18 protein-coding genes and 2 pseudogenes are annotated in these 22,768 nt (G+C 57.4%); 8 read left to right on the forward strand and 12 right to left on the reverse strand.

Annotated features, from left to right (window positions below):
• Positions 1–127: 127 nt before the first annotated feature.
• Together AC56K1_RS11965 and AC56K1_RS11970 are read right to left on the reverse strand one after the other, a co-directional pair.
• Positions 128–583, reverse strand: a complete 456-nt coding sequence (locus tag AC56K1_RS11965) for a hypothetical protein (protein ID WP_497158066.1) — start codon at positions 581–583, stop codon at positions 128–130.
• Between the two features lie 131 nt (positions 584–714).
• Complete coding sequence (locus AC56K1_RS11970) at positions 715–1,722, reverse strand: sodium-dependent bicarbonate transport family permease (protein ID WP_497158067.1); 1,008 nt, start codon at positions 1,720–1,722, stop codon at positions 715–717.
• 92 nt (positions 1,723–1,814) lie between these two features.
• On the opposite strand from AC56K1_RS11970, the gene AC56K1_RS11975 reads away from it, so the two are divergent.
• Both AC56K1_RS11975 and AC56K1_RS11980 read left to right on the forward strand, forming a co-directional pair.
• Entirely contained in the window at positions 1,815–2,720 is a 906-nt protein-coding gene (locus AC56K1_RS11975; protein ID WP_497158068.1) for a LysR family transcriptional regulator, read from the forward strand.
• 555 nt (positions 2,721–3,275) lie between these two features.
• Entirely contained in the window at positions 3,276–3,887 is a 612-nt protein-coding gene (locus AC56K1_RS11980) for a hypothetical protein (RefSeq protein WP_497158069.1), read from the forward strand.
• Between the two features lie 255 nt (positions 3,888–4,142).
• On the opposite strand, the gene AC56K1_RS11985 is transcribed toward AC56K1_RS11980, so the two are convergent.
• The 3 genes from AC56K1_RS11985 to AC56K1_RS11995 all read right to left on the reverse strand — a co-directional run bounded on the left by AC56K1_RS11985 (position 4,143) and on the right by AC56K1_RS11995 (position 6,889).
• On the reverse strand, positions 4,143–4,532 hold the full coding sequence (locus AC56K1_RS11985) for a YkvA family protein (protein ID WP_497158070.1): 390 nt from the start codon (positions 4,530–4,532) through the stop codon (positions 4,143–4,145).
• Between the two features lie 143 nt (positions 4,533–4,675).
• Positions 4,676–5,281 carry a DedA family protein gene (locus tag AC56K1_RS11990; RefSeq protein ID WP_497158071.1) on the reverse strand — a complete coding sequence of 202 codons (606 nt, stop codon included), beginning with the start codon at positions 5,279–5,281 and terminating at the stop codon, positions 4,676–4,678.
• Positions 5,282–5,404: 123 nt separating this feature from the next.
• Positions 5,405–6,889: a phosphoethanolamine transferase family protein gene (locus AC56K1_RS11995; protein ID WP_497158072.1), complete on the reverse strand. Its 1,485-nt coding sequence runs from the start codon at positions 6,887–6,889 to the stop codon at positions 5,405–5,407.
• A gap of 794 nt (positions 6,890–7,683) precedes the next feature.
• Between AC56K1_RS11995 and AC56K1_RS12000 the strand changes: the two genes are divergently transcribed.
• The gene (locus tag AC56K1_RS12000) at positions 7,684–8,178 is read left to right on the forward strand and encodes a nuclear transport factor 2 family protein (protein WP_497158073.1); all 495 of its coding nucleotides are present in this window, start codon (positions 7,684–7,686) and stop codon (positions 8,176–8,178) included.
• Positions 8,179–8,531: 353 nt separating this feature from the next.
• Here the strand turns inward: AC56K1_RS12000 and AC56K1_RS12005 are convergent, their stop codons facing one another.
• Both AC56K1_RS12005 and AC56K1_RS12010 read right to left on the reverse strand, forming a co-directional pair.
• The gene (locus AC56K1_RS12005; protein WP_497158074.1) at positions 8,532–10,127 is read right to left on the reverse strand and encodes a dienelactone hydrolase family protein; all 1,596 of its coding nucleotides are present in this window, start codon (positions 10,125–10,127) and stop codon (positions 8,532–8,534) included.
• Between the two features lie 341 nt (positions 10,128–10,468).
• Positions 10,469–11,903: pseudogene (locus AC56K1_RS12010) on the reverse strand (IS1182 family transposase); the annotation flags it as partial.
• 416 nt (positions 11,904–12,319) lie between these two features.
• Between AC56K1_RS12010 and AC56K1_RS12015 the strand changes: the two are divergent.
• The 3 genes from AC56K1_RS12015 (at position 12,320) to AC56K1_RS12025 (ending at position 16,639) form a co-directional block, all read left to right on the forward strand.
• Positions 12,320–14,275, forward strand: a complete 1,956-nt coding sequence (locus tag AC56K1_RS12015; protein WP_497158075.1) for a TonB-dependent receptor plug domain-containing protein — start codon at positions 12,320–12,322, stop codon at positions 14,273–14,275.
• Positions 14,276–14,354: 79 nt separating this feature from the next.
• Entirely contained in the window at positions 14,355–14,777 is a 423-nt protein-coding gene (locus AC56K1_RS12020) for a YfiR family protein (RefSeq protein ID WP_497158076.1), read from the forward strand.
• The gene (locus tag AC56K1_RS12025; protein WP_497158077.1) at positions 14,774–16,639 is read left to right on the forward strand and encodes a putative bifunctional diguanylate cyclase/phosphodiesterase; all 1,866 of its coding nucleotides are present in this window, start codon (positions 14,774–14,776) and stop codon (positions 16,637–16,639) included. Before AC56K1_RS12020 ends, AC56K1_RS12025 begins: the two co-directional genes overlap by 4 nt.
• A gap of 575 nt (positions 16,640–17,214) precedes the next feature.
• On the opposite strand, the gene AC56K1_RS12030 is transcribed toward AC56K1_RS12025, so the two are convergent.
• Positions 17,215–18,315, reverse strand: coding sequence for a DUF4214 domain-containing protein (locus AC56K1_RS12030; protein WP_497158078.1), 1,101 nt, complete (start codon positions 18,313–18,315; stop codon positions 17,215–17,217).
• 842 nt (positions 18,316–19,157) lie between these two features.
• Here AC56K1_RS12030 and AC56K1_RS12035 point away from each other — a divergent pair.
• Both AC56K1_RS12035 and AC56K1_RS12040 read left to right on the forward strand, forming a co-directional pair.
• Positions 19,158–19,439 (forward strand): annotated as a pseudogene (locus AC56K1_RS12035) (IS3 family transposase); the annotation flags it as partial.
• 278 nt (positions 19,440–19,717) lie between these two features.
• Positions 19,718–20,092 (forward strand): hypothetical protein, encoded by a 375-nt coding sequence (locus tag AC56K1_RS12040; protein ID WP_497158079.1) that lies wholly within the window; start codon positions 19,718–19,720, stop codon positions 20,090–20,092.
• Between the two features lie 311 nt (positions 20,093–20,403).
• Here the strand turns inward: AC56K1_RS12040 and AC56K1_RS12045 are convergent, their stop codons facing one another.
• The 4 genes from AC56K1_RS12045 to AC56K1_RS12060 all read right to left on the reverse strand — a co-directional run bounded on the left by AC56K1_RS12045 (position 20,404) and on the right by AC56K1_RS12060 (position 22,552).
• A complete protein-coding gene (locus AC56K1_RS12045; protein WP_497158080.1) occupies positions 20,404–20,805 on the reverse strand; it encodes a DUF7079 family protein in 402 nt (133 codons plus the stop codon).
• A 182-nt stretch (positions 20,806–20,987) separates the two neighbouring features.
• On the reverse strand, positions 20,988–21,305 hold the full coding sequence (locus tag AC56K1_RS12050; protein ID WP_497158081.1) for an H-NS histone family protein: 318 nt from the start codon (positions 21,303–21,305) through the stop codon (positions 20,988–20,990).
• Between the two features lie 195 nt (positions 21,306–21,500).
• The gene (locus AC56K1_RS12055; RefSeq protein ID WP_497158082.1) at positions 21,501–21,800 is read right to left on the reverse strand and encodes a hypothetical protein; all 300 of its coding nucleotides are present in this window, start codon (positions 21,798–21,800) and stop codon (positions 21,501–21,503) included.
• Between the two features lie 230 nt (positions 21,801–22,030).
• The gene (locus AC56K1_RS12060; protein ID WP_497158083.1) at positions 22,031–22,552 is read right to left on the reverse strand and encodes a hypothetical protein; all 522 of its coding nucleotides are present in this window, start codon (positions 22,550–22,552) and stop codon (positions 22,031–22,033) included.
• Between the last annotated feature and the right edge of the window lie 216 nt (positions 22,553–22,768).

Below are 22,768 nucleotides of genomic sequence, written 5' to 3' on the forward strand. Positions count from 1 at the left end.
TCAGGGTCCAGCACCTGAGGCAGGTGCAGTAGTACGAGACCGGATATACGTGAGCAGTCGTACCTCACGGCCTGAAGACGGATTGTTTGCAAACGAGGAGGAGTCCATATACGGACGTTAAGCGCTACTAGGGATGATCGTGTATGCGCCATGTTCTGCTCTTCGGCACGTACGTCAAAAACGGCGTTTGCTCTGAGTTTTCAGGCGTGATGTCCGCAGCGAGTTCTAGAGCCTCCGCCAAGTTCTCGACAAATGACAACACCTGCTCATGTTCCAATGGACCGGTAATTTCCTTAGGTGAGATGTAGAGTTCTAACTGCTCGGCGACGAAGAAATGGCAGAAAATTTCAACCGGGCCGTCCAACGAAATCGACAACAGATGCGATCCTTCACGATTTCTCAGAACGTTGTGCGATCCCGGAAATGGAGCCGCCACTCCGTCAAAGGTGTACGAGCATTCGTATTCGCTGAGCAGTTGGTCGAAGCGATCCCAGTGCACAGCTTCGGTATCCTGCACGTAGATGTCCCGAAGCGACCCATCGCGTTCCCACAGTCCGGCTACTTCGTGGAAGTCTGGTTTCATGCAAGTGGATAATCGGCTGGTGAGTGTGGGTGTTGAATGTCCGCTCCTGGCCGGATGCTGCCCTACAGTGTATGGCAGCTGTCGACCCGAGGCGGACGCAGCCGAGTCTGTGCCGTAACCGGCCTTGTCCATCATCCCAAGACTGCCTGGGTAAGCATCGTGTAGGCTGGGATGCCGAACACGATGTTTAGCGGGAAGGTGATCCCGAGCGACATGCTGAAATAGATGGAAGGATTCGCCTCGGGAATCGAGTGGCGCACAACCGCCGGTACGGCTATATACGAGGCGCTGGCTGCGAGCACCATTAGCAGCACTGCGTTGCCGGTAGAGACACCAAACAGCATAGCCATCAACAAGGCCAGCCCGGCATGCAGCACCGGCGCCGCTACCGCATACCCCAGCAGGAGAGGAGACTGTCCACGCAAGGGCCCAAGATTGCGGGCCGTTTGCAGACCCATATCAAGCAGGAAGAACGCAAGCATGCCTTTAAACAGATCAACCGAAAAAGGCGCCATGACCTGTTTTCCTTGTTCACCGCTTGCCAAGCCTACCGCCATGGCGCCCAGCAGCAATAGCTGAGTGCCGTCGGTAAACGACTCATGCAGGATCTTGCCGAGTCCAGTCGGACGGGGCGCCCCGCCTGCCCCCAGCACAGCCACGCCACCGGTCGGCAATACTGCGCCAGCCTTCGCTGTTTGGCGCAGTGAATTGGCCAGCAGAATGGCAATGATGATCGCCGGCGACTCCATCAATGCCATCGCGGCAGCCATGTGTCCGCCATAGGCAAGCCCATGGCTGTCGAGGTACTGAGTTGCCGTGATAAAGGTGACGGCGCTAACCGAGCCGTAGGTCGCCGCCACGGCGGCGGCGTCGAATGGCGCTACCACCCGTTTGAGGAATTGATAACCAACCAGCGGAATGACGATTGCCAGCACAACCGCGCAGCCCAAGGTGGTCGCAATCTCCGCCGTCATGCCGGATTTGGCCAGGGCGAATCCGCCTTTCAGGCCCAGCGCCATCAATAGGTATAGAGAGAGAAAGCGCGCAATCGGCTGCGGGATTTCGAGATTGGATCTGACACAGCCGGCAACGAGGCCAAGGACGAAAAAAAGAATCGCGGGGTCGAGGAAATTCTGCATATTCTACGGACGAGTTGAAGTTGCGACATGCTAACGGCTCTCCGGGATAAAGAAAAATCGATTATCATGTATGAAAACATAGAGAAATTTCTATGAATGTCACCTTTCGCCAGCTCAAGATGTTCCTTGCGTTTAGCGAGCACATGAGCATCACTGCAGCGGCGCGCGCGTGCCACGTCACTCAGCCGACCGTATCTATGCAGTTGCGCCAATTGGCTGAGCAAATCGGGATGCCGCTGTACGAGCGTATCGGAAAACGGCTTTACCTCACGCCGGCCGGAGAAGCGCTAAAGCAGTCCGCGCGGGCTATGGTGCGCGAATGGGACAGCTTCACGCAACACATCGACGGCCTGCAGGGCAACACACGCGGTCAACTGCGCGTCGCCGTTGTGAGTACGGCCAAGTACTTCGTGCCGCGCCTGCTCGGGTCCTTTTGCGCGCGCTACCCGGACATCGACATCTCGCTCGAAGTGCTCAACCGTGACGGTGTGGTGGCGCGCCTGCGCGACAACCGCGACGACTTGTACATCATGTCGATGCCGCCCGCCGACATTGAATTGGAGCGCCGGGCCTTCCTAGACAACCCCCTCGTGGTGATTGCCCCGCTCCACCATCCGCTAGCGCAGAACAGCAGGATCGCGCTGCCGGCGTTGAGCCAATGGCGCTTTATCCTGCGCGAACTGGGTTCGGGTACGCGGCTGGCATGCGAGCAGCATTTCCGGCAGCTGGGCTGGCAACCGGACGTCAGGCTGGAACTGGGTAGCAATGAAGCCATAAAGCAGGCCGTCGCGGCGGGAATGGGACTGTCGGTGATTTCGCGTCATTCGCTGTCCGCCATACCGGCCAGTGAACAGTTGGTCGTGCTCGACGTTGCCGGGTTTCCTGTCATAACACACTGGTGGACGCTGCACCCAAAGGGTAAGCAGTTGGCACCGATCGCTCGGGAATTCCTGCAGCACCTCGAACGCAACACGCAGCAGTGGCAGCAGGCCGAGTGAATGCTGGGCGTGGTATCGATCGCTGCAGCGCTGCCGGCTTGTTGATAGCTAGCGAAAAATGTTGATCTTCGGAGGTCCGCTTCTGGCCGAAGTCGGCCGTTGAACTCAGCATAGCAGGCTCCCAGGCTTGAAAAATCGCAGACTGTCACGGAGGGCAGGAACCGACCCAAGGCAGACATTAAAATTCGCTAACGTACATGTGCTCGAATGGACTGGTACCAGCCTCGCTACGACGCGTTCGATACTCACTACCGCTGTCGGGCGCCAGTGTTGCCCTGCAGGTCGATTTCGATAGCTGAACCGGAAAGATGAGTTCTAAAGCGTTCCCCTCACGGTCCAGATGTGCTAGGTCATCGAGAACTAGGCAAGGCAGGGGTCTTGAACATACACGAACACCAACATAGCTCAAAGGTAAAATTGATGGAAATTAACGCAAATTTAACGTGCCCTGAAATATAATATAGTTAACGTCTATTTGCTTAAAGGGCGCATCTGCGAATATTTGGAGAGAAATTCAATGTTTCTAGTCACCTTATATTTAAGTGAAATTCTGCGATGAAAGATCTCTACACGTATATCGAGTCTTTGAGTCGCATGTCGAAACAATCTCGCTACTTCAGCAAATTTTTGATTGCAGTCGGGTTATTCTTGATGGCAGCCCTTGCTTGGCGTATCCTAATAGACCGCCCTTCAGCAGATGAACTCGAGAAAATGGACAAGGTACTCTTAAGGGAGGTGATCGAGTCGATTTCTAAGCAGGACTTGCGTAGGATATTGACACAATATGACAAAGATCCTGAAGTGAAGTTAAGTCTCTTCTCGTCTTGTGCCGATTCGAAGAGTTGCGTAACCCACGTAGAGATGATTTTCGAAGGGGCGATATCCCAAGTACCATCAGCAATTATTCGCGTCAACGCTCGCATGAAGTCAACAATTGATATTCCGTGCTCGATAAAAAACTTAAGTCGATATTGGCAATTGGAACTGGACGAACTACATTGGAACATCCGTGTAAACCCAACGTCGCATGCGTACAATCCTATAAACCATAGCGGGAAATTGAAGGGCGCCGATGTTATATACAAGATTGGCAATAGTGATGCTGCCACATCTATTGTAAAAGCAATTGCGCTCGGCTTGCAAAGAGGAAGCAATAGAAGCCACTGATAAAGTTTATAGCTAGTTAAACTGCAAGAGCCGCATTTTTCTAATTTTTAAATTGTTATTGGATCAGAGATCTGGACAGGAAACGAAGTAACGATGCACCCGGCTCTTTTCGGCCTGGCCAAATAATTGTAGGTACGATAATCCTGGAGGCGGTCAAAGGAGGAATGCCATATTTGGGCATCAATTAGGAACGTCATCAAGACAAGAACCTCCATGGCTTAGCCAATCCCTGCCCGACGCTAACCGCCCTCCAAATTAGGGGGATATCAGGTATTTCCAGATCGCCACGGACACGAGTATCCATACCAGCACGACAAAAACAATTCCCCAATTGCTTTTTGGCTTTCGGCCCTCGTTTGCCATCCATTCATCGGCCTGCAGCCTGCATTTAGCAAGGACATTCACTGGTATGAGTCTGACGGCCACCCAGATCAGGCATGGCAGCAGGATGACATCATCGAGGTAGCCGAGGACTGGAACAAAGTCGGGTATCAGGTCGATGGGGCTGAGGGCATAAGCAACGACCAGCACGCACAGAGCTTTGGCGATCAACGGTGTCCCTGGGTCCCTGCAAGCGAACCAGAGGGTGACCCCGTCATGCTTGATCTTGCGCGCCCAGCCACGCAGTTTGTCGGAAATGCCCACTTGGCGGCCCGTGCATGGAATGTCGATTTACTCAGTCTAGCTAACGCTGGCATATATTGCTCGGCGTGCACCCAAGTCATGCCCGGACATTGACGGCGTCACATGAGGCATGGCCACATGAAAACCTGGCGATAAGCCGCAGGTCAATTCGACGTCGATTTGCGATACGAGATCAGGCGCCAGATGTAGGTCACCACAATGGAGGCCAACACAATCTTTGCCAACGGATCGATATAACGCGCTACCTCGCGGTAATGGTCCTCGAGAACGTAACCGGCTACCATCAAAGTCGTATTCCACATGAGTGAACCGATCGTCGAATAGAGCAGGAAGCGCCCGAGCGACATCTCGGAAAGGCCAGCCGGGATCGAAATGAAGCTGCGAATTGCCGGAATCAGACGACCGATGATAACCATCTTGCGTCCATGCTCGCGAAAAACCTCGAGACCGTGATCGATATCGTCCATCGACAAGGTGAGCCAGCGTCCATGCCTGTCAGCGAAGTTACGAAGCCGACGATATCCAAACACCTTTGCCCCATAAAACCAGGGCAGCGTGCCACCGACCGAGCCCACAGTTGCTGCCGAAAGAACTCCGGCGATGGTCAGTTCTCCCTTCGCTGCGATAAAGCCTGCCAGCGGCATGATGAGCTCCGAGGGGATTGGCGGGAAAAGATTCTCGAGCGCCATCAATAAAGCAATGCCCCAGTATCCTGCCCCCTGCATCCATCCAATTAAGTTGTCGATCATATCAGTGCTTTCGTAGTGCCTGCGGCCGATTGCGTTTAATGAAAAGCCAAGTGCGGCTACGCGTAGACGTCGCAGTCTAAACCGACGATACAGCCGCCATTACCTTCGAAATGAAGAAGCACGCTATTCGGTATAAGTGCTCATCTCCATCGGTAATGTCGGTGGCTGCCAGCGATACTCTGCGCTAAGTACGTTATAGCGTGTTTCTCGCCCATGCCAATCGAGTTGCAATAGATCGCCCAGTACCCAGCCAGCCCAATCAGCACGAAACGCACGCTCATTCACGCCCGGACCAATTGCCCAAGGCTGGTTGTGCCAGATGAAAGCTGGAATACGGTAGCCAGCTTGCGTCGTACGGCTGTGCCCCGCGAAATCCGCGCTGTGGCCGACTTCCTGGCCATGGTCAGATAAGTACATCAAGGCATGCTTTCCCTTTTCACTTTGAAGAGAACCAGCCCGCACTATGTCCAGCAGACGTGCAACGATGCTGTCGTGATAACGCAGCGCAGAATCGTATTCCTTGCGCAGCACGCCGACACGCCATGAACGCCCGGCCGCATTCATTTGGAAATCGATCCGATCGTTCTGCGCGAAGGCGTCGGAGCCACTTGGATAGCGCAACCGATAATATGGATGAGCGCCCAACAGGTGCACAACGATAAACTTACGCTTAGCGCCATCAGCCATAGCAGTGTGAACGTTGCCCAACAAGTGTTCGTCAAGCCCACCACCAGAGCGACCAGGACTTCGGTTGACATTCTCGACGACGTCAGCCAGCTTGGCGTGCAGCTGGTCGATAGCAGTGTCGTCGTGATTACTGATCCACCAAGTACGATAGCCCGCTGCGCGCGCCACCGCGAGGATGTGCGGGTCTTCGCCGTTGTCATTGCCACTATCCAGAGCGAACATTTGATTTAGCGAGGGTAAGGTGCTCGCCTCGACCGACCATGCGTTTCGAAAAACTAACATGCTACTCCCAAGCTCCCGCTTCAGTCGATCTAGCGCCGGTGTCGTGGCTCGTGCATACCCGTATAGCGACATGTTGTCGCGATTGATGCTCTCGCCGATCACTAGTACCACGGTGGACGGCATATCGTTTGTAATCTGGGGCTGCAAGCTCGCTGCGAGCTGTTGCGCTCTTGCGCGGGCAGCGCCCTGCTTGCTCCAGCTATCGCGCATCTCTGCCACAGACTGGCTCCAGCTCGACCAGAACATGGCAGGATGCAATTTTCTCCAAGGCTTGAACGCGTACCCCAATGACGAAACTGCGAATAGCCCCGCGATCAAGAGGATTTCCATGGACGATAGACGGGTAGTGCGGTTTCCGAACGATGAAAAACCCAGTACCCCGAGAGTGCACAATGCCATTGCCGCTGCCCACTCAGCGAACACAGGAGTGAATGAACGTATATATTCGTCGCTTTCTCGCCAGCTGGTGTTGGCAACGGCAGTGGTGACGAAGGTGCTCTCAGGCGCTGCTCGGTAAGTTTCGAAAATAAACGCCCGCGCGGCGCTGTCCAGCAGAAACATCATCACCCAGATTGTCACAAAAGCCAGACGCAGCCGATGCGTTAGCTTCGTGCGCGTCGGCAACAGCAGTAGCAGCACCCCTGGAAGAAGTAGGGGTATCAGCTGCGTTGCGCGCAAGAGCGTATGCCCATATAGCAGGAACAGGGAGGTACCCGCACTAATAGTCACGGCGGCAAGCGTAGGGCTAGGCGTAGTGAGACGTCTTATTTTTTCGCCAACAGTTTTAAACATGTCTGATCGCTGCGATGGGAAGCCAGGCGCATCCAAATCTTTCTCCACAATCTACCTTTAATGTCTTTCTCATTGCCCGGACTCACTTACATGGACCGTATAGGGAAGCGCTACGGAAAGCGTACAGATCACTGCGACCTGTTGCGAACCGGAAATATCCGTCCTTAGGATATCCGGTGCAGCGTTAAATTCGTGTTAACACTGTTGAGGAAATGGCTAGAAATGCAGAATAGAACGGTTTGCTCTGTTAGACGGGGGGATCGAGCAAATCTTTTGGTGATCGCAGGCCTACCTCAGCGTCCGCTCTTGGCCGGAGTCGGGCGTTGAGCTCAGCATAGCAGGTCGCCAAGGCCGAAAAATCGCAGACTGTCACGAAGGGCAGCTACAGAGTTGCCCAGTGGTCGAAGGGCTCCTGTGACCGGTTCTGACCGACTTCATCATTGTCGTCGCTTCGGTTTCCTGGTGCGATTCCAGCATGCGCCGTTAACCGAATTCAGAACGGCAAAGTGATATAAATGCGGTACGTTCGCCCCCGCCATATTGCAATTTATACCACCGAAGCTACCGTTCATCGGAACGAGGCGGCAGCCAGACTGCGCCTGCATTAATCTGGTTTTCCATTGAACTTTCGCTTACTCGAAATGAAAACCTCTCTAGCCGCGGCAGCCGTAGCAGCGCTGTTGGCGCCGTGCGCCGCTTTTGCCGAAGTCACCAACGACAACTGGGAAGCCAGTGTTCGCCAATTCGACAGCGAATACTGGAAGGCGTTCAACGCCTGCGAAGTGCAGACACAGACAAAGATGAATGCGGAAGACCTCGAGTTCTATCACGACATTGGGGGGATTATGCGCGGCAGGGCAAGCTTTGCAGAATCGACTGCGAAGAATATTTGCGGACGCAGCGACTGGCGCCTGCGGCGCGCCGAGGTGCCAGGCACCGTGAAGCTCTATCCGCTGCGCAGCAATGGCAAAGTGTACGGCGCGGTCCTCTCCGGCGAGCACTACTTTTATCACACGAACAAAGGTCACCCTGAAACGCTGGAGGGAAAAGCGCGCTTTACGCATACCCTGCTGCTGAAAGAAGGCGAGTGGCAAGTGGCGCGCGTGCTCAGTTTCGACCACGGTCCTGCCAAGTGAAGCGTATCTGGCGGGCAGCTTGCGCCGAGGAGCCATCATCACGCGAGCAAGCGCGAGCCCTGCCAAGGGTAACGGTAAAGCCTTCTAGATCTTGGCCGACGAGCACTTTAGTCAGCATCGGGTAGGCTAGTATTAACAGCGTACCTTCCAATAGTCCAGTTTCTTAGGGTGACAGCGCTATCGCGACCGTCCGGTATAGCCGATCTCGGCCGTCCACAGTGCGGCAGCTCCCGACCCGAAGCAGACCAAGCGGCCACGAAAGCTTCCGCCGAAGTCTCGGAGGAGAACCTTGAGGTTCGAGCGATTGCAGGCAGTTCCAGCCCTTCCCACAAGCCTCGAGTCTCCTTTGAAGGTTAAGGTTTATTGGCGTTGACTGATCTGACCGAGCAGTTCTTTGATCGGGTATTCCACACGCACTCATTGTTTGATTGCCTGGTACTCAGTGCATTGATGCGCGCTGCGGCGTGGACGTTGGCGGGGTTGAGCTCAAGGGAGCGGCGGTAGCTAGCCAGTGCGCTAGCGTTGTTCTTCGCGGTTTCGTAGACTTCGCCCAGACTGTCGTACAGGTTGGCACTGTCCGGGTAAACGGTGGTCCCAAGCTTGAAGATAGCGATAGCCTTCGAGGTGTCCTCGTGTGCCGCCAGCAATTGATAGCCCCATTGGTTGAGCTCTTCTTCCGACAGCTCGAATGCCGGGTATGAAGCATGCAGGACCTTATAAAGCTCCAAGGCTCGGCTGAAGCCTTGCTTGGCCAAGGCCGCTGCGAAGCCTTCGCGTGTGGGCAGCGTGCCTTGCTTCGCCGGGGCATGGTCGAGACGGGCCATATGCGGCGGGGCGCCGTTCTGCCTAGGCGTGCGGCCGAGAAACGTCTTGGCGCGCGCGTCCTGCTTTAGGTAGGCATTTAGGAATTCCAGCGCGTACCTCGCGGTCCACGCGTACGCCTGCTCAACTTCGGCACGTGAGTAGTCGCTGAACCAATCAGGACGCTGGAAGCGCAGTATGGCTGAGGAGAAATCGACATGGCGCATGGGGTACATCACAAGCTGGTAGACGTCGGCGTAGCGCGCTTCGTTGAGCAGGCTGAACGAGGTCTCGATGCCGGCACGGCTCAGCTGCGCGACTGTCTCCGGGTGGCGTTGGATATACAGCCACGGCACGGTGACACGCTGCGGTGCGATCTTTTTGGTGAACTCCGGCTCGCGCGTGCCGTCGAAGCTAATCAGCGCGTCGATGCGATGGTCGCGCTCCGCCGCGAAGACGTTAGCCATGCCGCCCCAGCTCCAGCCCATTGCCGCGACACGCGTCATGTCAGCTTGCGGCAGCGTCCGCGCGTACGCGAGAAGAAATTCGATGTCGCTGACTTGCGATTCGATACCCACCAGGTCGGCGTTCATGCTGCTGGTGTGAGTGCCAAGACTCCGGCTGGAGATAACGATATAGCCGTGGCTGACCAGGAGTTCGGCAATGTCCGCAATTTCATGCGCGACACCGCCAACGCCCGGCGCATAGATCACAACCGGATACTTTCCCGGCAGCGGCGCGGCCTCGCGCACGGCCCACATACCTTGGGCGAGGGCCGCATCGGTCAGTCCGGCGCCGATGCGACTTGCGTATTTCTTGTGTTGCTCCAACAGGAAGTTCTCGACCCCGCTGGTCTTGACGCTGAAGTCCACGTCGCTGGCTTGCGTGCGCAGATAGTCGGCGTAGGTGAGGTGGGCGCCGCCCTTTTGCGCGGGGTACCAAACCAACATTTGAATGGGGCGCGCGGATTCGCCCTCCACCGGCTGGCCCGTGACTACGTCAACGCGACCGCGCCAAGTGCGTGTGTAGTCATACTGCTGGGCGACCCTAAAGCCAACGGCCTGCGGGCCGGCTTGAAGATGGGCAAAGCCTGTGTCGGCTTGGGCAAAGGTGAACAGGCAGGAGGACAGCAAAATAAGGAGACGCATTGGCACTCGGCAAATTTCAGAGGACAGTCAATGTAGCATGAGCTTTTGTCAATGTGCTAATTAAGCTAAAAGCTTCGCCACGGCTTATCGCCACGACAGCGAGTGCAATTGAATAACTCATGCAGCCTGATGAGAATTTGGCCTACGATTGGAGGCGTCTGCTTTTGGCCCAGCCTGTGTAACAACTCAAAATGAAGCATTGGCGGCCGATTTGTACGCGCCAACGCTAGTCCTGGAAAATAACGAAGCGTTCCCGCCGCGCAGTCCCACTTGGGAAGTTTCATCAATGCCAGCACAGAAAACGCTTCAAGCAGGGCTTGCAGCATCAGAAAACGGGCATACGCCCGGACTGCTGCCAGCATCTTCTCAATGCCCAGAACGCCATCAAGCGCCTGAAGTTATAGGCGAGCACTTGCAGGCTCATCTCGGCTTTCACACGCTCCAGGCCCTTTGTCAGGAAATGCGTCGCTCCCATCCACGCCTTAATTGTCGCGTACGGATGCTCGACAGTCGAACGTCGGATTCGCATGGCGTCTGGCTCCTGTTCAAGACGCGCCTGCATGTCGTCGAGCACGTCCTGATGTTCCCAGCGAGTCACGCGCCGCTGCGAGCTCGGCGTGCACTTATCCTTGAGTGGGCAGGCTTTGCAGTTTGAGCTTCAATACCGGTGGTTCGTCATGCCTTTTTCGACGCTTGCGAAACGCCATATCAGGGATTCGCCTGCCGGTCAGCGAAACTCATTCTTAAGTGGGTCGTAAATGAAATCGGCCTTATCGAATCGACCGTCGGCCTTGGCGCCGGAAGTTTTCGTAGGTGGCACCAGAGCTGAGATACCCGCCTCATGACAGGCCAGGATTTCTTCGCCCTTGAAGTAGCCGCCGTCGGCAATTGCTGTCAATGTCGTCGTGCCGATTGCAGCACGCGCCTTCTTGGCCATGCCGGACAATTGGTCGCGGTCGCTGCCGTTATTGGTTACCTCATGTTCGACAATCAAATGATGTTTGGCGTCGACGGCAGTTTGCACGTTATAGCCAACGATCCCTGAGCCGCGCGTCATCATCGAGCGCGCGTCCGGATCAGTGAGCGAGATCTGCGTTTCGCCAGCCTCTATCAGCTTCGCTTCGATTTCCTTGAGCGTCGCCATTTGCGATTTCATCGCCGCGATCTTGTCGTTCAGACGAGCGCTTTTCGACTTTGCAGTGCTGGTTCCTGACGGTCGGCCGTATCGAGTTCTGCCAGGTAGCGAGCGATATTCGCTTCGATCTCTGCCATCCTTCGCTTGAGTTTGGCATCGGTGAAATTGCGGTCGCTGCTGTTGACGGCCTTGAACTTGCTGCCGTCGATCGCGACGACTGCATCAGAGAAAAGGTCTAGCTGTTGGCACAGCACGACGAACTGTCGGCAGACCTTGCCGATCGCCTTGCCGTTATCTTTTCGGAAGTTTGCTATCGTCTTGAAATCGGGCGCAAGGCGTCCGGTCAGCCACATCAGCTCGACGTTTCGCTGAGCCTCCCGCTCCAGCCGCCGGCTCGATTGAATACGATTGAGATAGCCGTAAATGTAGAGCTTGAGCAGCACTGCGGGGTGGTAAGCGGGTCGACCCGTCTTTGCCGGTAGGACGCGGGTGAATCCCAGGGCGGCAAGGTCAAGATCTTCGACAAACACATCAACTACACGGACCGGATTACCCTCAGTCACGTAGTCGTCAAGGAGCTCAGGAAGCTCAGGAAGCAGCGTGCCTTGTCCGCGTTCTTCGCCTTCGATAAAGCGCTTTATGTGGCACCCGAAGTGATGAGATACTGAATCAACGTTTACCGATACGGTTTCGTTTACATGGCCTTACGTTTTTACACAGGCTGGGCCAATTGCGAACCTCTTGTAGCGTCCGCCTACGACCTAAAGCAGACCCAATCCACGGGCGGCTTTTACTTTTACCATGCTGTCAAGGCTCTTACTTCCGATAATGGATATCGCTCAGTCTACGAGCAAGTCCCTCGAGATCCAGCATCACGCCGATAAGAGTGTTGTTTTGTGTTTACACAATTGACACTTTCGGCTAGCACACTGTTTCTTTCGGTTATCATTGCTTCAGTGTAAGTCCCACCAATTACCACGCCCCCTCCCTCTCTTCTACCCCCCGTATTTCTATGCTGCGAAGTGTCTCAGCGTCCTATCCAAGCAATACTCGGTTGATGATTCGTTTCGCAGTTGTCTGGCTGCTGTGCGCCCCTTCGTTTGCTACCTCAGCACCTGCAGAGCTGGCGCAAGTGCCGCTGGAAGAGCTGATGGGCATGAAGATGGTGAAGGCCGCCTCCAAATTCGAGCAAGTGGTGGCCGAAGCGCCCGCCGCCGCAAGCGTACTGAGCGCATCCGACATCCGCCTGCACGGCTGGCGCACCCTGGGCGATGCCCTGGCCAGCCTGCCCGGCCTGTATGTCACGGACGACCGCAACTACACCTACCTCGGCGCCCGCGGCTTCCTCCGGCCCGGCGACTACAACAGCCGCTTCGTGCTGATGGTCGACGGGATACGCACCAATGATTCGACCTATGATCAGGCCATGCTCGGCAATGAAGGTCTGGTGGACATGGACATGGTGCAGCAGATCGAGTTCATTCCCGGCGCAGGCTCGGCTATGTACGGATCGAGCGCCCTGTTTGGCGTGATTAATGTCGTCACGCGCGACGGCAATGCGCTGGCGGGTCCACGCGCCGCTACGGCGGTCGGCAGCCGCGGCGAGCGGCGCCTGCGCGCCAGCTACGGCTGGCACGGCCAGCAGGGCGCCGACCTGCTGATGGCGGCCAGCGTCCTCACCGGCGACGGCGAAACGCTGAGCTTCCCCGAACTCGACGGCGAAGCGGTACGGGGGCGCGATGGCGAGCAGGCCCGCCAGTTCTTGGTCAAGGCCAGCTATGGCGGCTTTACCCTGTCCGCCAACCACGTTCACCGGACCAAGGGCCTGGCTACCGGTTCCTACGCTGCCATACCCGATGCCCCCAACCGGACGATCGACGCGCAAGGCGTGGCCCAGCTCGGATTCGGGCGCAGCCTGGCCCCGGGCCTGACCCTGTCGGCCCAGGCACTCTGGGGTCGGGCGGACTACCTCGGCTACTATCATTATCCCGACACCCAGGGCCGTCCGGCCGCGAACGTGGATGGTGGCCGTGCGCGCTGGTACGGGCTGAACCTGCACGTCACCCTGACCAGCATTGCCGGTCACAAGATCCTGCTCGGAGCCGAGATCCAGCGCGATGCACGGCGCGACCAGTTCAACTTCGACATCTCTCCATACCTGAGCATGCTGGACGACCGCCGCTCGGCCAACCGGCGCGCGGTCTTCGTAGAGGACGAGTGGCGCCTGGGCCCGCAACTGCTGGTCAACCTCAGCCTGCGCCATGACCACCACAGCACCGGCGCCCGCAGCAACAACCCGCGCGCCGCCCTGGTCTACCGCACGCCGCGGGGCGCTACCGCGAAACTCATCTACGGCAAGGCCTTCCGGGTGCCGAACGCCTACGAGATGTACTATCAGGTCCAGGGTGAAGGCGGCCAGCTGGCCAATCCCGGCCTGGCGCCCGAGCGCATCGCCACCACCGAGGCGGTGCTGGAGCAGGCCTTCGGTGCCAGCGGCCTCGCGCGCCTGTCGCTGTTCACCTACCACATGCACGACCTGATCTCGCAGCAGGAAGATCCCGACAGCAGCCTGCTGGTGTTCGGCAATGTCGACCATGCCCGGGCCAAGGGCCTGGAAGCCTCGGTCGAGCAGGTGTATGCCAGCATGGCCCGGGTCCGCGCCAGCTATACTTGGCAGCGCGCCACCGACGGCGGCGGCCAGACCCTGAAGTCCTCGCCGCGCCAGTTGGCAAAGCTGAACGTCGACCTGCCCCTGTTCGCCACCCGTGCATGGCTGGGCGGCGAGCTGCGCTGCATCTCGTCCCGTTTTACCGAACACAGCCGGGTCGGCGGCCATTGCGTGGCCGGCCTGACGCTGTCGAGCACGCGCCTAGTGCCGGGCGCGGACCTGTCCGTGAGTCTGTACAACCTCGCCGACCGGCGCTACGCCGATCCGGCCGGGCCGGCGTTCGTGCAGGAGGCGCTGCAGCGCCAGCGTCGTGCGGCCCTCGCCAAATTGGCCTACAGGTTCTGACATGCTGTCCCGCTCCGCCCGTCTGGCCGGCACGACATTCGGCAGCCTACTGCTCGCCGTCCTGCCCTGCCGCGCCGAGGTGCGCGATGTCGAACTGAAGGCCGCCTACATCTACAACTTCGCCCAGTTCACCTCTTGGCCCGGCGAGCGCGCCCGCCATCCGCTGGAGGTGTGCGCCGAGCGCTCTGGCGTGCTGTGGCAGGCGCTGCAGGCATACAACGGACGCCAGGTCGGCGGGCGCGCCTGGCGCCTGATGGACGCCACCGGACGCCAAGGCGGCCTGGGCTGCGACATTCTGGTGCTCGGACGGGCCGCCGAGACCCAGACCGGCCCTGGCGTGCTGGTGGTGCGCGACGGCGCGCGTCCAGGCGCCTCGCCCTCCGCGATCACGCTGGTCGACGACGACGAGCAGCTGCGTTTCGACATCAATACGCGTGAGACGGAACGTGCCGGCCTGCGGATGAGTTCCAAACTGTTGCGGCTCGCTAGGAACGTGATATGAACAAGGTATACGCCCCCCGCGTACCGGACATCGCGCGCATGCTCGGTACCGGACAGCTGCTCGCCGCCGCGGCCGGCCTCGTCGTTCTGGGCGGGCTGCTGTTATCGTACCAGTTCGTCACCTTGCGCCAGGGCTTACAAGCCGACCTCGAGATCCACGCCAAGGTGCTCGGCGAGAATATCTCCGCTCCCCTGATGTTCGGCGACCGCGAGGATGCCAACGATGTCCTGTATGCCTTCCTGGCCGACCCGGTCCTGATCGAGGCGGTCGTCTACGACGAAACCGGACGCGAGTTCTCCGCCTTCCGGCGCAGCCCCGCACCGTCCGGGGCGCTGGCGCGGCTGGTGCATGGATGGCAAGGCTCGGCCACGATCGAACATCCGATCGTTCACCGTGGCCGTGTCCTCGGCAGCGTACTGCTGCGCGCCGATACCGGTGCGATCGCTACCGCGCTGTGCAACCATGGCGCCCTGTTCAGCCTGTCATCGCTCGGCGCCTTGCTGGCCAGTACCCTTTTGTCGCGCCGTAGCCGCCAGCGCGTGGCGCGCGCCGAAGCCGACCTTGCCTATCTCGCCTACACCGATCCGGTGACCAGCCTACCCAATCGCCGCCGCGGACAGGACGAACTCGACGCGGCCCTGCTGCACGCCCGAGCGCACGGAGAGCGCGTGGGCCTGATGCTGATCGATCTCGACAATTTTAAGCTGATCAACGACAGTGCCGGCCACGCCGCCGGCGACCAGCTGCTATGCCAGGTCAGCGCCCTGCTGCGCGCGGCGGCGCGCGATAGCGACCTGGTGTGCCGCTTCGGCGGCGATGAGTTCATCGTCATCGCCAGGCCTCTTGCGTCGCACGCCCAGCTCGCCGTCCTCGCGGCCGCATTCAGGGAGCGCTTGCGCCGGCCAGTCCAGCTGAATTCGATGGAGGTGACCGTGACGGCCAGCATTGGTACCTGCCTGTTCCCCGACGATGCGGCAAGCGCGGAAGAATTCATGCGCAACGCCGATGCTGCCCTGTACCATGCCAAGGACGGTGGGCGCAACCGCATCAGCGAATTCCAGCCCGCCATGATGCACAGCATACAGCGCCGCGCCCAGCTCGAGCGCGACCTACAGCGGGCCTTGAACGCCGGCGAGCTGGCTGTGTTCTACCAGCCTCAGTTCGACTGCGCAGGCAAGGACATCATCGGCGTGGAAGCGCTGCTGCGCTGGATGCACCCCGAGCATGGCTTTGTACCGCCGGACGAATTCATCCCGATCGCCGAGGAATCGGGGCTGATCGTCGAGATTGGCGAATGGGTCTTGGAACGCGCCTGCGCCGATGTCGTGGACTTGCGAAAAAAAACCACCTACCCGCTGCACGTGGCGGTGAACGTCTCGGCGCGCCAGTTCCGCGAATGCGATTTCGCAAGCATGGTGGAGCGGATTCTGGAATGCACCGGCCTGCCTCCAACCTCGCTCGAACTGGAGCTGACCGAAAGCATGGTAATGCAGGATCGCGGCGCCGCCGTCGCATTCATGCACGCGATGCGCGCGATGGGCGTGCGCCTTTCGATGGATGACTTCGGCACTGGCTATTCCTCGCTGTCCTACCTGCAGTCCTTTCCGATCAATAGCCTCAAGGTCGACCGCAGTTTCGTGCGACCACTCCCTGACGCGGGCCAAAGGCTGGTGAGCGCCGTGATCGGCCTGGCGCATGACTTCGGCCTGACCGTCGTGGCAGAAGGGGTGGAGGACGACGCGCAGCTGGAATGGCTGCGCCAGGCTGGTTGTGAATACGCCCAAGGCTACTTGCTGGGGCGTCCGATGCCTGTTTCGGCGCTGCAGTCACGGCTGCTCGATCAGTCGCGATCGGTAGCTTGACCGACTGGCTGAGGCTCGCGGTTTTTAAACTCTTCATCAAGTACGTCAAAGGTTACGACCCCATACCAAGGGTAACGCTTTTTGCCTACATGTCCGTAAATCGGGTGTATTTAGTGTATGCCCAGTCTCATTCATAATTGCTTTGACACAGTCACCTGCTCGGAGAGAAACAATTAGCGACATTGAATTTGCCTTATATTTAACGAAATTCTGCTCGCGACCAAACAATTTCTGAATCTTCAACCAAGACGCTGATATCCCAAACCGCCTTGCTAGCTCTACAGGAAATCAAGTACTGCGCTGCGCTGCAGTCATATTGTGCTGCGTCCGCCGACGACCCAGAGCGGACCACGTAGGTTGCAGCCCAAGTAGTGTCTCGGAATAGATGTCGCGTGTCTTCGGCCGCAGAGTTAAGTGGTCACTCGACCGACTTTCCGGCACTGACCCGTACGCTGCGCTGACCCCGTACGCTGCGCGTTTGCTGCGATCCGCTAATCTCCGAACTGCATGACCTCGGCGGTGGAACATACGCCACCGGGTGACCGGCCACGTTTGCTCGACGGAGCGCGAAAGGCCTACCCCCAGGTCTGGAACACGATTCCCTGTTCCATCACACCGATCAGTTGGGCATAGTTTTCCGGGCTCTCGCTAAATGCGGTCAGAACGTCCGGCAGGGTAGCGCTGCGCGAATCAAGTACACTGACCCAGTAATTGACCCCGGCCACATCGGGCGCCCGGTGCAGCACGTTTTCGTACATGTCCTGCACAATGGAACGGTTGCTCGGGTTGGCGCCGTACATGAGGCGAAACTCGTTGGACGCGGCAAATTGCGAGGCGACCGCAGTCAGGCTCACGCCCCTGTCCAGCTGCGCAATCCAGTAGCCCAACCCGGCCTGATCGGGCGCGCGGTCAAACGCGGCCTGGTACAAGCGGAACGCCTCGCCTGCGTTGCCATTGATATCAAAAGCGACAGTGACATCTTTGAAGTCGAGCCGCTCGATATTGGAAAGCAAGTCCGTCCCTTCGGTGGTGGCGCGCGATCGCACCATAATGCGATCGAACGTGCCGGTCACATTGTAATCCGTTCTCACGCTGTTGTAGAAGGCCGAGTCAGTGCCCCTGCCACCATCGATGAAGTCGTCGCCGCGCCCGCCAAACAGCGAATCGTTGCCGTCATGGCCATAAACATCGTCGTCGCCGGTAGTGCCGTTGAGCGTGTCGGCCCCGTTGGTGCCATTGATGACGTAGCCCGCGAGCGAGCCGATGTCTTCCTGCACCGTCAGCGCTACCGCCTGCTGGGAGGCGAAGTCGCCTTGGACCCACGACGCATCGATGTAAAAAGTACCGGAGTAAGGAGCGACGAAGCTGATGTGATCAGTGCCGTAAGGGCCCAATCCATCGTCGTCCAGGATGGCGTAGCCTGCGTCGTCGAACACCAGGAGCACGTCAGGATCGAGATAACTGGCCGACGTAATCGAATAGATAGCGCCCGCGCGCGCGGTGAAGCTGAAGACCGCATCGGCCTCAGCACCGGCGTAGTTGGCCACATAGACGGCAGCCTGGTCGTACCCCCATCCAGCGCCTGGGACTGAATGTGGCGACAGCTTCAAATGCGGCGCATTAACCCGCTCATATGTGCTGAGGCGACCGTACAAATCGAGGGTTTGATAGTCCATGTGCGCTCCAGGTGATAGGGTCAAGCTCTGGCCGATCTTAGGGCAGGTCCCTAGCGCACCTAGAGAGATTTACAATTTGTTTCCGCAAACCGTATCGCTTACGTTCAAGTGCAGCTTTCAAAGATCTGAAAGGCAAGTTTCTTCAGTTTGTCCCAATCCAGACGGCCAGGTGTGGAGATTGCGGATTACCCGGTCTGGCAACAGACACCGTGGACATACGACACGCAGCTACGCTGCCGCAAGCTCGTGCTGATGATCCGTTAACTCCCCTGTTTGACCGACAGATCCCAGCCACACCGCCTTCGCTTCGGAAAGCGAGATGCCAATTACTTCTCGAACGGCACGAATGGCCGCAACGGGATTCCCGGTTTCCTTGAGAATCCGTGTGTGTTGGCGCTGGCGCCGAATTGACCCAGCCTGCTGATGTAAACTGACCCACCCTCGGCCAGGTACCTACCGCTCTGGTTCTACGTTTGCCGTTTACGCGGGTGGGTCAACTATTTCCAGCGGACTGGGTCAATTCAGGGGCAGCGCCAACACTCAGCCGCATCCAGCACCACGCGCGGGTACAGGGCGCTATGCAAGATGCCGCCACAGTGCTTACAACCGGCACTGCGCACCCTCGCGGCTATGTCCTGATCAACTGCGAACAGAAATCGGCGCAGTTTGTCGCCGTCTTGAAATGTGGCTGCCATTGTCTGCCATTGAAATGGTTGGTAACAGTCCAAATCTGCCGCACGGTGTCGCCATGGTCAACCATTTCGCGGTCATGCAGGTTGATGGGTACATCCGCCAGCCATCACGCTACGTGTTCAAAAATGGACTGAAACCGTAAGCGACAGGAGGCGCAGGCATGGACGCAGAAATTCGTGCGCTGGTACAACCAGGATCACAAGCACAGCGGCCTGAAGTTCGTGACACCGGCACAGCGCCACTGCCGCCAGGACGCGGCAATTCTGGAGCGCCGTGATCAGGTCTATCACGAGGCCAGAAACCGCAAGCCGCAGCGCTGGTCATAGGGCATCAGGAACTGGGGGCTGGAAGACCAAGTCCGGTTGAATCCGGAACGGATTCAACCAGAAGCACTAAGCAAGCAGCTTGAGGTGACGCGACAGCTACGTTGACAAACACCGGACTCGCAGCGATCAGTATCGACGCTGGCTACCTCGGCCGCCAAGCACAGGGGAAAGTGGCTTAGCAATTCCGCGAACGCTGCGTACAACCACGTGACGACGCCGATCGCTCCCAGCACCGCTGGAAATCGCGCATCTCGCTAAGCTCACCTGTAAACGTCCTTACTCGCTGTTACATCTGTTGCCACTTCCTGTCACATCACATTCCACCGACGTTCTAAGCTCTATGAATGGTCGGCTTGCATGTAAAGCCGTTAAACGAGAGGAAGATGATGAAAAACCATACGAAGGCATTCATTGCGGGTGTACTGACATTAGCATTCGTCGGCAGCGCCGCAGCGCAGGTGCGGGTTGGCATATACGCTAGCACGGTTCAACCTTATTATCCCCAAGTTTTAGAAGCGCGCCCACAGTACGTTATTCCTAATCAGTATTATTTGGAGGGTGAAGAAATATACGTAGAGCCAAGCTGGCAAGAGCGTCGCGAATGGCGTGAACGGCGCGCATGGAGACGCGCGGAGCGGCTGCGGCGGGAGGAGTGGCTAAGAGAACAGTGGCGCAAAGAACAGTGGCGCAAAGAACATTGGTGCAACGAACACGGGCGTTATGAGCAGGATCGGCGTGATTGGCATGACAGGGATTAGGGCCTACCGCCATACGACAATGATGCGGTCAGGTAGCCGGTTGCGTACAAAACTCGGGGGGAACTCTTTGACGTACCGGTAAATGATCGCCGTTCCCTCAGCTTCGTTTCTGGAAATAGCGGTAGCCCATACTTGCGCACTGGATATTTGGGACATGAGAAATAGTGTTGAAAAAGTAAGAACTGGAGAACGATGGCGGGGTTTCACGGAACTCTTTCGCACTTGAGGTCATACATCTTATTGCGACACATCTCAAACCCCTGAGATCCGAACGACTGCCTCCGAACCATTGCGGACATCGGCATTTCCTTCTATAAATTTCCACTGCGCAATTTCTGAACACGAGGTAAAACTGCGCGCCAGTAGCGAGCGGTGAAGAGCCAGGAGAGCGGTCGCTGCAAAAGTACACTGATCCGGTATCTGTAGGAGGCGCGCCTGCGCGCAATCTCCGTGCTTCTCGACTTCAACCACTCTGTATCGAAACCCGCCCACTCGCCAGCCATACTGAAAAGGTTAATGCACACAACCGGGGCTACCTCATAGTTGTGTATCGAACGCACTTCAGACACGCTATACGGAGAGTCGGCGATAACGCGAGCGATCCAGTCGAGCTGAAACTCACATAATTCCGTGTCGAGCCAGAACTCGGAAAGAGCCTCCCACAGCAGTACTCGCTGCTCTAGCTCATCATCGGTTAGCGTTATTGCATTCATCCTTCTACTCAATAAAGTTACGGTGCGTGGTCATCACTAGCCTCGTTAAACCCGGCTAGTTCAATGCATTGGGATGTCCGCTTCTGGCCGAAACCGGTCTGTCGTGACCGGTCACTGCGATCTGAAGCGGCGTTAAGCGATTACGGGCCTGACTAAAGCACCTAGATCAAGCGCAGATAGCATTACGCTTTCGCGTCCTCGAGGGACTTTCCAGATGCAACCCAAGCCTTGACCCATGCTGGCTGGCGTCCACGACCACTCCATTGCTGGGTCGGATCTTCTGGATTACGGTACTTGACCTGCACGTTGCGTTTTTTTGACGCGTTACCGACTTTGATGGCACGAAGCTGCTTCTCAGACAGGCCAGCGTTCCGAGCAATGTGAAGAATTTGTTCGCGCGCCTTACTGATACTAAGGAAGTGTTGAGTTTTCAACTCATCGATCACTTGTACTTCTAGGGCGCGAAGTTGAGCCAGCGAATATTTTGATATGTCGTGCATTTTGCGTGTTGTCTTCCATGGATGAAGCTGCACCCTACCATGAACGAAGAGCCAACTGAAGCTCACCGTCCAAGTTCCGACCGCACGCGTTCGGTGGCCTTAGGCTGATAGATCATTGAGTGCTATAGTGTCACGGAGCGACGACGTAAGTACACGGACTCTGGCGACAGCGATCGACCCAAAGCGAACACCGCTTTAACGAAACTTGCGTGCGACGAGGTACGAGATAGCGGTCCCGCCAATAAGCGCACCAAGAGCTATTGCAGAAAGATAGACAGTGACCTGTGTTGTTGACGTAAGCGTGGCATCAGTTCCCATTGCCAGAGCAAGTACCCCTCCAGACAGCGTCGCGCCGATACCGGTTCCTATCACAAACCCACCTGCGCGCCGAAGCGCATCAGCGGTGCACAGGAACATTCGCAACACGAGAAATACCACCGCAAACAGTGCTGCCGATGCCACCGCTATCAATACCAGCGAGAACAGAGGTCCCATTGACGCTCCTGTGAGAGAAGTACTGGTTTCGTTGCAACCGTCTGCTTCTGGCCGATCTCGGCCGTTGAGCTCAGCATAGCAGGTCGCCAGGGTCGAAAAATCGCAGACTGTCACGAAGTGCAGGAACCGACCCATAGCGGCCCCGAGAACCCGTACGACCAGCTGCTACCTATCGGAAAGCATATGACCGGGCAGAATAGCTACCCGGTCATTTTTGAGATAGTATCCCTTTATGTTCTTTTCTCTTTAAACCGGCGGCTAATGCTTAAATATAGCCAGCGCAATGCTGTCCATTCCAGCATGGCTAGGGCAAGGCAAAACACCCATACAACTATCGTTCGCGCAATAATGCTCTCATTACCTAAAATGTTCGCTAACGAAGCAAGATTGGGATATGCGAACGGAACAGTTATGGACACGGGAAACACCATGATACTCACCGCGTAAGTGAAAATGAGTTCGCCCGTTCTGGCAGCTTCGGTGCCGAGTTTCGAAAATGCGACTGTGATTATTAAGATTAGTAGTGCGCCGACAAAAAAATTCGTTCTCGCCCTTGCGCGGTTCCAGTCGTTCATGCCTGGTCCCACGAGCAGGCAGTAAAGCGACAGCACTGAAACAGGTAATATGGCCAACATCGACGCGCCGAAGGATCGATCGGTTAACAGGTCGTAGATGAGCGCCGGCCCACAAATGAGCCCGTAGCCCACCAAAATCCAGTTTATAGAGCGTACGGCCTGTGAAGGAGGTTTCATCGCTTGCCCTTGCAAGTTGACTGGCACTTCGACATGGTGCTATCGGCCCGTCCTTGGCAGTTCTGTCCACCTTCATGGGAAGGTAGATGAGGTTGAGACCATCTGGATGTCTGCTCCTGGCCAAAGCCGGCCGTTACGCTCAGCATATCAGGTCGTCAGGCCGGAAAAATCTCGGACTGTCACGAAGGGCAGGAACCGACCCTAAGCGGACGTGGC

The sequence above is a fragment of the Telluria sp. ZB4P37 genome (genome assembly GCF_059685855.1).

What these genes read in the sequence shown, in the direction of transcription:
- AC56K1_RS11965 (WP_497158066.1), bottom strand. Translation starts at nt 583, where the DNA reads ATGAAACCAGACTTCCACGAAGTAGCCGGACTGTGGGAACGCGATGGG.
- AC56K1_RS11970 (WP_497158067.1), bottom strand. Translation starts at nt 1,722, where the DNA reads ATGCAGAATTTCCTCGACCCCGCGATTCTTTTTTTCGTCCTTGGCCTC.
- AC56K1_RS11975 (WP_497158068.1), top strand. Translation starts at nt 1,815, where the DNA reads ATGAATGTCACCTTTCGCCAGCTCAAGATGTTCCTTGCGTTTAGCGAG.
- AC56K1_RS11980 (WP_497158069.1), top strand. Translation starts at nt 3,276, where the DNA reads ATGAAAGATCTCTACACGTATATCGAGTCTTTGAGTCGCATGTCGAAA.
- AC56K1_RS11990 (WP_497158071.1), bottom strand. Translation starts at nt 5,281, where the DNA reads ATGATCGACAACTTAATTGGATGGATGCAGGGGGCAGGATACTGGGGC.
- AC56K1_RS12000 (WP_497158073.1), top strand. Translation starts at nt 7,684, where the DNA reads ATGAAAACCTCTCTAGCCGCGGCAGCCGTAGCAGCGCTGTTGGCGCCG.
- AC56K1_RS12005 (WP_497158074.1), bottom strand. Translation starts at nt 10,127, where the DNA reads ATGCGTCTCCTTATTTTGCTGTCCTCCTGCCTGTTCACCTTTGCCCAA.
- AC56K1_RS12015 (WP_497158075.1), top strand. Translation starts at nt 12,320, where the DNA reads ATGATTCGTTTCGCAGTTGTCTGGCTGCTGTGCGCCCCTTCGTTTGCT.
- AC56K1_RS12025 (WP_497158077.1), top strand. Translation starts at nt 14,774, where the DNA reads ATGAACAAGGTATACGCCCCCCGCGTACCGGACATCGCGCGCATGCTC.
- AC56K1_RS12030 (WP_497158078.1), bottom strand. Translation starts at nt 18,315, where the DNA reads ATGGACTATCAAACCCTCGATTTGTACGGTCGCCTCAGCACATATGAG.
- AC56K1_RS12040 (WP_497158079.1), top strand. Translation starts at nt 19,718, where the DNA reads ATGATGAAAAACCATACGAAGGCATTCATTGCGGGTGTACTGACATTA.
- AC56K1_RS12045 (WP_497158080.1), bottom strand. Translation starts at nt 20,805, where the DNA reads ATGAATGCAATAACGCTAACCGATGATGAGCTAGAGCAGCGAGTACTG.
- AC56K1_RS12050 (WP_497158081.1), bottom strand. Translation starts at nt 21,305, where the DNA reads ATGCACGACATATCAAAATATTCGCTGGCTCAACTTCGCGCCCTAGAA.
- AC56K1_RS12055 (WP_497158082.1), bottom strand. Translation starts at nt 21,800, where the DNA reads ATGGGACCTCTGTTCTCGCTGGTATTGATAGCGGTGGCATCGGCAGCA.
- AC56K1_RS12060 (WP_497158083.1), bottom strand. Translation starts at nt 22,552, where the DNA reads ATGAAACCTCCTTCACAGGCCGTACGCTCTATAAACTGGATTTTGGTG.